The following is a 12,003-nucleotide window of genomic DNA, read 5'->3' as shown; positions in this document are numbered from 1 at the left end:
CCCCGGACCTGCCCATGCCAACCGACCTCCCCGAAGACCCGCTTGCCAGCATCCCTGACCGGGGCAAGATTCTCGGGCTGGATCTGGGCACCAAGACCATTGGCATCGCCATATCCGATGGCATGCGCTATTCGGCCAGCCCGCTCGAAACCATCAAGCGTACCAAATTCACCCAGGATGCCGAGCGCATCATTCAGCTGATCGCCGAGAACCAGGTGGTCGCAATACTCCTCGGCCTGCCCCTCAACATGGATGGCTCCGAAGGCCCGCGCGTGCAGTCCACCCGCGCTTTCGCCCGCAGCCTCGCCCCCAAGGTCAACTTGCCCATCGCCTTCTGGGACGAGCGCCTGTCGACCTCCGCGGTTACCCGGATGATGATCGAGGCCGACCTGCGCCGCGACCGGCGTGCCGAGGTCGTCGACAAGCTGGCCGCCAGCTACATTTTGCAAGGCGCCCTCGACCGCCTGCGCAATCGCTAGCCTTCAAACGCGACCTGCCTCGACGCGGATAAATGCGCGAAACCGGACGGGGCACCTTGCCCCGACCACTTCACTCGGCTAGACCGCAGCAAATCGCAAGGGATGCGACATGCCGCAGCACAGCTCCAGCGCCGCCGGGTCTTCCGGTGACTTCCCCCCGTTCCGACAGCGTCACCTGATTTCCATTGCTGATCTCAAGCAGCATGAAATCATCGACCTGCTCGATCGCGCCGAACGGATGATCGATATTTCCCGGCAGGAGCGGAAATCTCACCCGACCCTGGCCGGCAAGACCCAGATCAATCTCTTCTTCGAGCCTTCCACCCGCACGCAATCGTCCTTCGAAATTGCGGGCAAGCGGCTCGGCGCGCTGGTGGTCAATATGTCGGTCAAGACCTCCTCGGTCTCCAAGGGCGAAACCCTGGTCGATACCGCCGCCACGCTCAACGCCATGCGCCCCGATGTGCTGGTGGTCCGCCACGGTGCTGCAGGTGCGGTCGAACTGCTCAGCCAGAAGGTGGGCTGCTCGGTGGTCAATGCCGGTGACGGCGCCCATGAGCACCCCACCCAGGCCCTCCTCGATGCGCTGACCATCCGTAACCACAAGGGCATGCTTGCTGGGCTGACCGTCGCCATCTGCGGCGACATTGCCAATTCCCGCGTCGCCCGCTCCAACTTGCTGCTCCTCGGCGCTCTCAATGTCCGCACGCGCGTCATTGCCCCACGCACTCTGCTGCCCGCCGGCATCGAGAATCTCGCCACCGAGGTGTTCACCGACATGGAAGAAGGCCTCAAGGGCGCCGATGTGGTGATGATGCTGCGCCTTCAGCACGAGCGCGCCAGCGGCAAGATGATCCCATCGGTGCGCGAATATTATCGCTTCTACGGCCTCGACGCGCAAAAGCTCGGCTGGGCCAAGCCCGACGCCATCGTCATGCACCCTGGCCCGATGAACCGCGGCGTCGAAATCGACCCCGCTATTGCCGACAGCGAACGCAGCGTCATCACCGACCAGGTGGAAATGGGCGTGGCCGTCCGCATGGCTGTTCTCGATGCCCTGCTTCCGGCGAGGAACCAAGCATGACCAGCCCTCTGATCATCGATAACGCCCGCATTGTCGACCCCGCCTCCAATACCGACCAGCTCGGCGCCGTCCTTATTGAAAATGGCCTGATCACCGATCTCGCCATTGGTGGCCCGGCAGGCGTCCCAGATGGGGCAGAAGTCATCAACGCCGGCGGTCAGCTATTGGCCCCAGGCCTTATCGACATGCGCGTTTTTGTCGGCGAACCTGGCAAGGAATATCGCGAGACCCTCGCCTCCGCTGGCGCAGCCGCCGTGGCCGGTGGCATCACCAGTTTCGTCATGATGCCCGACACCACCCCGACAGTGGACGATGGTGCCCTGGTCGATTTCCTGATCCGCCGCGCGGAGGCACAGTCTCTGGCTCGCATCCTGCCTGCGGCCGCCATCACCAAGGGCCTCCTCGGCAAGGACATCACCGAATTCGGCCTTCTCAAGGAAGCCGGGGCCGTCTGCCTCACCGATGGCGCCCAATCGATCCAGTCGAGCGCCCTCCTCCGTAGCGCCATGGGCTATGCCGCCAATTTCGATATGCCTTTCGTTCATCACGTGTTCGACGCCGAGCTGGTTGGCGATGGAGTCATGACCGAGGGCCTTTTTGCCACCGTTCTTGGCTTGAAAGGCATGCCCCGCGAGGCCGAAACCATTCCGCTGGCCCGCGACCTGCAATTGGCTGCACTGACCAAAGTCCGCTACCACGCCGCACAGCTCTCCACCGCCGGCTCTGTCACTCTTCTCGAAGCGGCCAAGTCAGGTAACACCAAGGTTACCGCAGGCCTCTCGATCAACAATCTCTGCCTCAACGAAAACGACATCGGGCGCTACCGCACCTACTTCAAGCTCAATCCACCGTTGCGCAGCGAGGATGACCGGCAAGCGATGATCGAGGGCCTTCGCTCAGGCGCCATCGACACCATCCATTCCGACCATGACCCGCAGGATTCGGAGGTCAAGCGCCAGCCCTTTGCCGAGGCTTCCAACGGTGCCATCGGCCTTGAAACGCTGCTTTCGGCCGCCTTGCGCCTGGTCCATTCGGGTGATCTGAACGTGATGACCATTCTGCGCGCCATGACCGCGCGACCCGCCGAAATCCTCGGCCTCGACACGGGTCGCATCGCGCGCGGTGCGCCTGCCGACCTGATCCTGGTCGATCTCGACTACCCCTGGCAGGTCACCGAGAAGAATTTCCGCTCCCGCTCGCGCAACACCAGCTTCGAGAACGCCCGCATGCAGGGCAAGGTCATGCGCACCCTCGTAGGCGGCAAGACCGTATTCATGAACGAGGTTCAGGAGTGACCATTCCCTTCTTCGATGGTCACAACGACACCCTGCTGCGCCTCCTCGACCACGACCGCCGTGACAAGCTTGCCATGTTTATTGATGGCACCCAGGAGGGTCATATAGACCTCCCTCGCGCCCGCTCGTCCGGGATGGCTGGCGGTTTCTTTGCCATGTTCCCGCCCCCGGTGAAGACCAAGCTGGCTGCCGTCGCCGCGAGCCCTTTGGGCGATGGCAACCTGCCGCCGGACCTCGACATTGCCGAGGCTTTGCGCACCACGCACGGCATGGCAGCCCTGCTGCTTCAGCTCGAACGCGCAAATGCCCTCGCCATCTGCCGCTCGGGTAGCGACATCCGCGCGGCCATGGCCGGCGACAGGCTCGCCGCCATTTTCCATATCGAAGGCGCCGAAGCCATCGATACCGATTTCAACTCTTTTGAAGTGCTTTACGCCGCGGGCCTGCGCTCCATCGGCATCACCTGGAGCCGCGCCAACGCCTTCGGCACCGGTGTGCCCTTCAGGCACAATGCTGATCCCGATATCGGCCCCGGCCTTTCCGACGCTGGCAAGGAACTCGTGCGCCTCTGCGACCAGCGCGGCGTCATGATAGACCTGAGCCATCTCAATGCCGCTGGTTTCCGCGACGTGGCGGCGATTTCCACCAAGCCTCTGGTCGCCACCCATTCCAATGTCCACGCCATCTGCCCGCACGCACGCAACCTCGTGGATTGGCAGCTGGCGGCAATCCGCGACTCTGGCGGCGTCGTAGGGCTCAATTACGCAACGGGGTTCCTCCGCCCCGACGGACGTTTTGACGCCAACACCCCCATCGATCTGATGATCCGCCATGTCGACGCCCTGCTTGAAACCTTGGGCGAAGACGGCGTCGCACTGGGCAGCGATTTCGACGGCGCCATGATGCCTGCCGACATTGGCGACGTTACCGGCGTCCCAAAATTGCTCCAGGCGATGCTCGACAAGGGCTATGGCGAGCCCCTAGTCCGCAAGATCGCCCTGGAGAACTGGCTTGATCTCGTGGAACGCACCATCGGCTAGCACCGCTACCGCGTCAAACGCGATGCAGTCCCTCCCCCCAATCAGGGGGAGGCCAGGTGGGAGTGCCCCTCAAACAGGGATTGCGGGGGAATCCCCCTAGAACGGCACGTCTTCCGACTTGGCCACCTTCTTAGCCGCCGGCTTCTTGGCCGCAGTCGCCTTGGCTGCAGTCGTCTTGGCTGCAGTCGTCTTGGCGGGTGCCTTCTTCGCAGCGGGCTTCTTTGCTGCGGCCTTTTTCGCCGGCGCCTTCTTCTTGCCACCCGTCGCCTCGGCACGGGCAGCAATCAAGGCAATCGCCTGCTCAAGCGTTACGTCTTCAGGCTTCAAATCCTTGGGCAGCGTTGCGTTGATCTTGCCCTGATTGACATAGGGCCCATAGCGGCCGGCGCGCACGGTAATCGGCCCGCCATCATGCTCGAACGTCTGGATCGCGGCAACGGCAGCGCCCCGCCCGCCCCGGCCACCATTGGCGGCTTTCTGGGCAATCAGGTCCACGGCCCGGTTAAGACCAACGGTAAAGACCTCTTCGACATCGGGCAGATTGGCGTATTTGCCGTCATGCAGCAGGAATGGCCCATAGCGCCCAAGGCCCGCCGAAATCATCGCGCCGGTCTCTGGGTGCAATCCCACTTCGCGTGGCAAAGAAAGCAATTGCAGGGCCTTTTCCAGCGTCAGGCTGGAAGCTTCCCATCCCTTGGGCAGCGACGAGCGCTTGGGCTCCTTGCCGTCACCCAACTGCACATAAGGCCCGAACCGGCCCGTCTTCAGATGCACTTCCTCGCCGCTGGCGGGGTCGGTGCCGAGCACGCCGTCGCCAGCCGCCGCTTCCGATGACTGGCCAGAGGCCGCATCCGAGAGCTGCATCGTATGTTTGCATTCGGGATAATTCGAACAACCAATAAACGCGCCGAACTTGCCCAGTTTGAGCGAGAGCGTACCCGTGCCGCAGGTGGGGCATCGACGACGGTCGCCACCATCTTCCTTCACAGGGAAAATGTGATCCTCGAGCAGATCATTCAGCGCATCGAGAACCTCGGAAACACGCAGATCCTTGATCTCATCGGTGGCCGCGGTGAAATCCTTCCAGAAATCGCGCAGCAGCACCTTGTAGTCGAGTTCACCGGCGGAAACTTGGTCAAGCTGTTCTTCCAGGCCCGCCGTGAAACCGTACTCCACATAGCGCGTGAAAAAGCTCTGCAGGAACGAAGTCACGATGCGCCCGCGATCTTCGGGATGCAGCGCTTTGCCCTCAAGCCGAACATAGTCGCGGTCCTTGAGCGTCGACAGCGTCGCAGCATAGGTAGAAGGCCGGCCGATGCCGATTTCTTCCATCTTCTTGATCAGGCTGGCTTCGGTATATCGCGCCGGCGGCTGGGTGAAATGCTGCTCGATTTCAACCGCTTTGAGGTCCGGCTTGTCGCCAACCTTGAGCGGTGGCAACTCGCGTTCGTCCTCGTCTTCGGTGTCCTCGTCAGATTTGGCCTCGACACCGTAAAGCTTGAGGAACCCGGGGAATGTCACCACCGACCCCGTCGCGCGCAAGGTGACGGCACGACCCGGCACATTGACGGCAATGTCCACACTCGTGCGATCAATCTCGGCCGATTTCATCTGGCTGGCCAGCGTGCGGCGCCAGATCAGGCCATAAAGTTTGGCCTGGTCGGCATCCAGGCTCAACTGCTCTGGCCGCTTGAACATGTCGGTCGGTCGGATCGCCTCGTGCGCTTCCTGCGCGTTCTTGGCCTTGCTCTGGTAGATGCGCGCCTTTTCCGGCAGGAATTCCTCGCCGAAATATTTGCCGATCACCGAGCGGGCCATGGAAATGCCCTCCGGCGCCATCTGCACGGCGTCGGTTCGCATATAGGTGATCAACCCGTCCTCATAGAGGCGCTGGGCGATCTGCATGGTCCGGTTGGGCGACAGGCCAAGGCGCGACGACGCATCCTGCTGCAGGCTCGATGTCGTGAACGGCGCATAAGGATTGCGCTTGGTGGGCTTCTTTTCGACGTTGGAAACGTTGAACTGACCAGCCTCGATCAACTTCTTCAGTTCAGCAGCGTTTTCGCCGGTCTTGATATCGAGCTTGTCGGTCTTCTTGCCATCGACGGCCAGGAGCCGCGCCAGGAAGCTCTTTCCGGCATGCGCCAGTTGCGCCTCGACTGACCAGTATTCGTCCGCTTTGAATTTTTCGATCTCGCTCTCGCGATCCGAAACCAGCCGCAACGTCACCGACTGCACGCGACCGGCAGACCGAGAACCGGGCAATTTGCGCCAGAGAATGGGCGAGAGCGTAAAGCCCACGAGATAATCGAGGGCCCGGCGCGCCAGATAGGCATCGACCAGCGGCATGTCGATATCACGCGGATTGGCCATCGCCGTCGTCACCGCGTCCTTGGTGATGGCGTTGAACACCACACGCTGAACCGGCACGTCCTTTTTCAGCGCCTTCTTGGTGCGCAACACATCCAGAATGTGCCAGGAAATCGCTTCACCTTCGCGATCCGGGTCGGTGGCCAGGATCAGACCGTCAGCGCCCTTGAGGGCCGAAGCAATGTCCGCAATGCGCTTTTTTGCTGCCGTATCAACTTCCCAGGACATGGCAAAATCGTCATCAGGACGGACCGAACCATCCTTTGCCGGAAGGTCGCGGATATGGCCGAAGCTGGCCAGGACCTCATAGTCCTTGCCCAGATATTTGTTGATTGTCTTGGCTTTAGCCGGACTTTCAACGACGACGACCTTCATGCCGGATTCCGTTCCGCAAATGTACCTGAAAGAGCGCGCAACATGGTGAAGCGCAATGCCGGTGTCAACGGGGGGAGGCGAAGCATGGACTTGCCGAACCCGCCCCAACAATGATGTCTAGGCGTCAACATGACCGATTTCACCACCTTGCTGATTCCCGATTTTGACCTTTCGGCCCGCAATACGCTGGCCTTGCGGGCTCGCTCGCGCTTTGGCCTGCTGATCGATAATGCCGCCCTTTTGCCCGCATTGTTCGACCATGCGGCGCGGGAGAACCTGCCCATTCGCATCCTCGGCGGCGGCAGCAATGTGGTGCTCGCCGAATATTTTGATGGTATCACCGCCATCCTCTCGCAGTTCGGCCATCGCGTGATCGAGGAAACCGCCGAGCACGTCCTGATCGAAGCTGACGCGGGCGAGCCCTGGCACAACTTCGTCGCCTGGTCAGTTGACCAGGGTTTTGGCGGGCTCGAAAATCTGGCTCTCATTCCAGGCACGGCCGGCGCGGCCCCCGTACAGAACATCGGCGCTTACGGCGCGGAACTGGCCGATTTCTTCCATTCGCTGACCGCCTACGACCGGACAACCGGCGACACTTTGACCTTTGACCGCGCCGCCTGCGCCTTTGCGTATCGCGACAGCCTCTTCAAGCGGGAGCCGAACCGCTATGTGGTCCTGGCCATCCGCCTTGCCCTGCCCCGGCGCTGGCAACCCAACTTGCGCTTTGCCGGTCTGACCGACCTATCGGACGCCGCCGACCTCTCGCCGCGCCTTGTGATGGATCGCGTTATCGCCCTGCGCACAAGCAAGCTGCCGGACTGGCGGGTCCATCCCAACGCCGGCTCGTTCTTCCAAAATCCCATCGTTTCACTCGATGCCGCAGCGCCCGTTCTGGACGAGTTCACTCAAGCTCCCAATTATCCGCAGGCCGAAGGTCTGACCAAACTCTCCGCCGGCTGGCTGATTGAAAAGAGCGGGTTGAAGGGCTTCCGCATGGGGCCCGTGGGAATGTCTGAGCGCCACGCCCTGGTCGTCGTCAACCACGGTGGCGCTACTCAGGCAGATGTCGCGGCGCTCGCCGCCCACGTCAAGCGCACGGTTCACCACCGCTTCGGCGTGAACCTCCACGAAGAGCCCATCTTTCTGTAATTCCTATTGGTGCCGCAGTGCCACCAATTGCCCGCTCGACCATTCGATCTGCCCGCTAATATCGAGTTCGAGCAACAATACCTGCATCACACCAGGCACTATGCCGGTTTGGGCAATCAACTCGTCCACCTCCACCGGCGTCGAACTGAGCGCTTCAGTGAGCCGCCCGCGGTCATCCGCTGCTGGCTCGGCATCGCCGCTCCCGACCTCGCCAGGCTGCCATTCGGGGTCGAACAGAGCCTGCCGCGCCGGATCCGCACTGCCCAGCACCTCGACAATGTCCTCAGCATTGGTCACCAACCGCGCGCCCTGCTGGATAAGCAGATTGCCGCCCTCGGCTCGCGGATCGAGCGGCGAGCCGGGCACGGCAAAGACGTCCCGGTTCTGCTCCAGCGCCAGTCGCGCCGTGATCAGCGATCCGCTGCGCTTGGCCGCTTCGACAACCACGATGCCCAGCGACAAACCCGAAACCAGCCGGTTACGCCTCGGAAAATCCCGCGCTCGCGGTTCCCAGCCAAGCGGCATTTCTGTCAACAGCGCTCCACCATTGTCGAGAATGTCATGGGCCAGCGGAATGTTTCCGTCTGGATAAATGCGGTCAAAACCCCCGGCCAGCACGGCAATTGTGCCTGTGTCGATACTGGCCCGGTGCGCCGCGGCATCGATGCCCCGCGCCAGTCCCGATACGACCGTATAACCGCGCTCGCCAAGGTCAGCCGCCAGCAGCCTGGTCATCTTAACCCCCGCCGAGGAGGCATTGCGGGCGCCCACAATGCCAACCGTGCGTTGCCAGTCGAGACGCTCACCCCCGGCCATGGTCAACAGCGGCGGCGCGCCCGAGATATGCTGAAGATGCCGCGGATAGTCGGGATCGCATTGTGCCACCAGCCGCGCCCCATAGCGCGCCAGGCCCGCAATTTCATCTTCGGCGCGCGATTGGCTGATCGGCAGCATCGCCCGCCCCGCCTTGCGGCTCAGCTCTGGCAGCGCCTCAAGGGCCGCTTCTGCCGAACCGAAGCGATTGAGCAACTGGCGAAAGGTGACAGGGCCGACGTTCTCGGTGCGGATCAGCCGCAACCAGGCAGTGCGTTGGGCCGGCGTGAGCACCTTGGTCACCCCGGCCCTCTGCATCAGCTTTCTTTCTTGCTGCCGCCGATGGTCGGTTCGGTGCCCTTGAGCAATCGCCCAAGATTTTCGCGATGCTGGAAGAACAGAAGGAGCGAAAGCCCTGCCACCACCAGCGCCAACCGCTCCCCGGAGAACACATAGGCAAAAATTGGCGCCGTGGCCGCAGCGGTCAGCGCCGCCAGCGAAGACATTTTGCGCGAAAAGGCGATCAGCAACCACACGGCACAAAAGATCAGGCCCACCGGCCAGCTGAGCGCCAGGGTCGAACCAATCATCACTGCAACGCCCTTGCCGCCCTTGAAGCCGAGCCACACCGGAAAGCAGTGCCCCAGAAACGCGCCAAGCGCTGCAACCCGCGCGGCGTCTTCCCCCCAGAAGTACCGCGCAACCAGAATCGGCAGCACCGCCTTGAGCGCATCAAGCACCAGCGTTGCGGCTGCGACAGGCCGGTTGCCGGTGCGCAAAACATTGGTCGCCCCGATATTGCCCGAGCCGATGGTGCGGATATCACCCAGCCCGGCCGCCCGGGTCAGGATCAGCCCGAAGGGAATGGAGCCCGAGAGATAACCCAGCACCAGCGCAAAGATCAGTGGCAAAATGTCGGCAGGCATGAACGCAACCCCTCCTTGTGGCGTTGCGCCAAGGTCTAGCCCCTCGGTGGGCGATGTCACAAGAGGGTGCGCCGATTTCCGCACCGCGCAATCGCCGCTCGCGTTTGGCAAAACCGGACCAATCCCCTACATAGGGGCAGTTTTCAGAATAGAATATTCATGGCCAAGTCCCCAGCACCCAAATCCCAAAAGCCGAAAAACACCTCGGGTCCCAAGCGTCCGCGCCAGCCGGTCGCCGACCGGCTCCCCTCGCGCGAGCAATTGCTTGAGGCCCTGGCCCAGCAGGATGACATCAAGGGCAAGCGCGATCTGGCCAAGGTCTTTGGCATCCGCGGCGATTTGCGGAGGCCGTTTAAGGCCATGCTGGCCCAGCTTGAAGGCGACGGGGTCATCACCCGCACCCGCAAGGCGCTGCGCCGCACGGCCGCCCTGCCCCATGTCACCGTGCTTGATATTCCGAGCGACGCCGACCCCGAAAGCCTGCATGCCTTTCCGGCCCAGTGGAACCCGGAGGAAGGCGAAATCCCGCGCGTTCGCGTGCTGACTGGCCCCCATGCTCGTGTCGTTCCTGCCCCCGGCGACCGCATCCTTGCGCGCATTGATGCCGGCGAAGACGTCATCCCCGACTACACGGCGCGACCCATGAAGGTGCTCGACAAGCCCCGTCGCGCCCAGATCGGCATCGTCCGTCGCGACGAGGAAGGCGCTCGGCTTATCCCTGTCGACCGCAAGCAGAAGGAAATGCGCATCGCCCTTGGCGATCTCGGCACCGCCGACGACGGCGACCTCGTTGAAGTTGAGGTCAAGTTCGCCGGCCGCCTGATGATCCCGCAGGCCCGCGTCACCGCGGTCATCGGCAATCCGCACTCCGAAGGCGCGATCTCGCTGATCGCCATCCACAATCTCGAAATCCCCCATGTCTTCCCGGCCAGTGTCATTCGCGAAGCCGAAGAGGCCAAGGAAGCCACGCTCAAGGGTCGCGAGGACTGGCGCGATCTGCCGCTTATCACCATCGACCCTGCCGACGCCAAGGATCATGACGACGCTGTCCATGCCGCGCCCGACGATGACATGGCCAACAAGGGCGGCCATGTCGTTACCGTCGCCATCGCCGACGTGGCCGCCTACGTGCGCCCAGGTACCGCGCTTGACCGCGAGGCCTATATTCGGGGCAATTCAGTCTATTTTCCCGACCGCGTGGTTCCCATGCTGCCCGAGCGCATTTCCAACGAATTGTGCTCATTGAAAGAAGGCGTGCCCCGCGCTGCCCTCGCCGTGCGCATGGTCCTGGGTGCCGATGGCCGCAAAAAGAGCCACAGCTTCCACCGCATTCTCATGCGCTCCGCCGCCAAACTCTCTTATCAGCAGGCTCAGGCCGCCATTGACGGCAATCCCGACGACCAGACCGGCCCGCTGCTCGAACCCATCCTGAGGCCTCTCTGGGATGCCTATGAAGCCATGGCCAGTGCACGCGATCAACGTGGCCCGCTCGATCTCGACCTGCCCGAACGCAAGATCCTCCTCGACGACAACGGGCTGGTCAGGGATATCCATATTCCTGAACGCCTCGACGCCCACAGATTGATCGAGGAAATGATGATTGCCGCCAATGTGGCGGCCGCCGAAACCCTTGAGCAGAAGCGCAGCGAGCTACTCTACCGCGTCCACGACGAACCATCGTCCGAAAAGCTCCAGTCCTTGCGAGAATTCCTCGGCAGCCTCGACATTGCCGTAAAGAAATCTGACAGCGTCCGCGCGTCCGATTTCAACGGCATTCTTGGCCAGGCGCGCAAGGCGGGCAATATCGAGCAAGTCAGCGAAATGGTGCTGCGCAGCCAGGCGCAGGCCGAATATTCCGCCGACAACTATGGCCACTTCGGTCTCAACCTTGACCGCTACGCCCATTTCACCTCGCCCATCCGCCGCTACGCCGACCTCATTGTCCACCGGGCGCTTGTTCGCGCGCTCGGCCTTGGCGACGATGGTCTGTCCGACCAGGAGGCCCTGAAGCTCCCCGGCATCGCTCAGCACATTTCGGCCACCGAGCGCCGCGCCATGCTGGCCGAACGCGAGACCTCTGATCGACTGTTGGCCCAATTCCTGGCCGAGCGCATCGGCGCTCGCTTCATGGGCCGCGTTTCGGGCATCACCCGTTCGGGCCTCTTCATCCGACTGCTTGAAACCGGCGCTGACGGCTTCATCCCGGCCTCGACCCTGGGGCAGGACTATTATCGCTTTGTCGAAGAGCGCCAGGCCATGATTGGGGAGCGGACCGGTGAAACCTTCACTTTGGGCGACCGCGTGGAAGTGCGCCTCCTCGAAGCCGCACCCGTTGCCGGCGCGTTACGCTTCGAACTACTCTCCGAGGGCAAGCGCGGCAATCCGCCATCTGGCAAACGGCTGAGGAAGGGTCCACCTAAGAGTTTCGGCCCCAGGACTTCAAAAGGTTCGGGCCGGAGAAAGAGGTAACTG

The 12,003-nt window shown here is 62.5% G+C and carries 9 protein-coding genes; 6 read left to right on the top strand and 3 right to left on the bottom strand.

What is annotated here, in order from left to right; genetic code table 11:
- The first annotated feature begins 14 nt into the window (after positions 1–14).
- The 4 genes from ruvX to NIM87_RS01635 all read left to right on the top strand — a co-directional run bounded on the left by ruvX (position 15) and on the right by NIM87_RS01635 (position 3,898).
- On the top strand, positions 15–479 hold the full coding sequence (gene ruvX, locus NIM87_RS01650) for a Holliday junction resolvase RuvX (RefSeq protein ID WP_254672888.1): 465 nt from the start codon (positions 15–17) through the stop codon (positions 477–479).
- Positions 480–588: 109 nt separating this feature from the next.
- Positions 589–1,563, top strand: a complete 975-nt coding sequence (locus NIM87_RS01645) for an aspartate carbamoyltransferase catalytic subunit (protein WP_254672887.1) — start codon at positions 589–591, stop codon at positions 1,561–1,563.
- Entirely contained in the window at positions 1,560–2,858 is a 1,299-nt protein-coding gene (pyrC, locus tag NIM87_RS01640; RefSeq protein WP_254672886.1) for a dihydroorotase, read from the top strand. The genes NIM87_RS01645 and pyrC overlap by 4 nt, the downstream gene beginning before the upstream one ends.
- On the top strand, positions 2,855–3,898 hold the full coding sequence (locus NIM87_RS01635; protein WP_254672885.1) for a dipeptidase: 1,044 nt from the start codon (positions 2,855–2,857) through the stop codon (positions 3,896–3,898). The genes pyrC and NIM87_RS01635 overlap by 4 nt, the downstream gene beginning before the upstream one ends.
- A 96-nt stretch (positions 3,899–3,994) precedes the next feature.
- On the opposite strand, the gene topA is transcribed toward NIM87_RS01635, so the two are convergent.
- Complete coding sequence (topA, locus tag NIM87_RS01630) at positions 3,995–6,643, bottom strand: type I DNA topoisomerase (RefSeq protein ID WP_254672884.1); 2,649 nt, start codon at positions 6,641–6,643, stop codon at positions 3,995–3,997.
- A 129-nt stretch (positions 6,644–6,772) separates the two neighbouring features.
- Between topA and murB the strand changes: the two genes are divergently transcribed.
- Entirely contained in the window at positions 6,773–7,792 is a 1,020-nt protein-coding gene (gene murB / locus NIM87_RS01625; RefSeq protein WP_254672883.1) for a UDP-N-acetylmuramate dehydrogenase, read from the top strand.
- Positions 7,793–7,795: 3 nt separating this feature from the next.
- On the opposite strand, the gene dprA is transcribed toward murB, so the two are convergent.
- Together dprA and plsY are read right to left on the bottom strand one after the other, a co-directional pair.
- Positions 7,796–8,923, bottom strand: coding sequence for a DNA-processing protein DprA (gene dprA / locus NIM87_RS01620; protein WP_254672882.1), 1,128 nt, complete (start codon positions 8,921–8,923; stop codon positions 7,796–7,798).
- A complete protein-coding gene (gene plsY, locus NIM87_RS01615) occupies positions 8,923–9,531 on the bottom strand; it encodes a glycerol-3-phosphate 1-O-acyltransferase PlsY (protein WP_254672881.1) in 609 nt (202 codons plus the stop codon). The genes dprA and plsY overlap by 1 nt, the downstream gene beginning before the upstream one ends.
- A 159-nt stretch (positions 9,532–9,690) precedes the next feature.
- Here plsY and rnr point away from each other — a divergent pair, with 159 nt between their 5' ends.
- Complete coding sequence (gene rnr, locus NIM87_RS01610) at positions 9,691–12,000, top strand: ribonuclease R (RefSeq protein ID WP_254672880.1); 2,310 nt, start codon at positions 9,691–9,693, stop codon at positions 11,998–12,000.
- The last annotated feature ends 3 nt before the right edge of the window (positions 12,001–12,003 follow it).

Origin of the sequence: Devosia ureilytica (genome assembly GCF_024273195.1) — a bacterium.
GTDB lineage: Bacteria > Pseudomonadota > Alphaproteobacteria > Rhizobiales > Devosiaceae > Devosia > Devosia ureilytica.
Note: the sequence above shows the minus strand (reverse complement) of the source record. Positions and strands in the feature narration are given on the sequence as shown.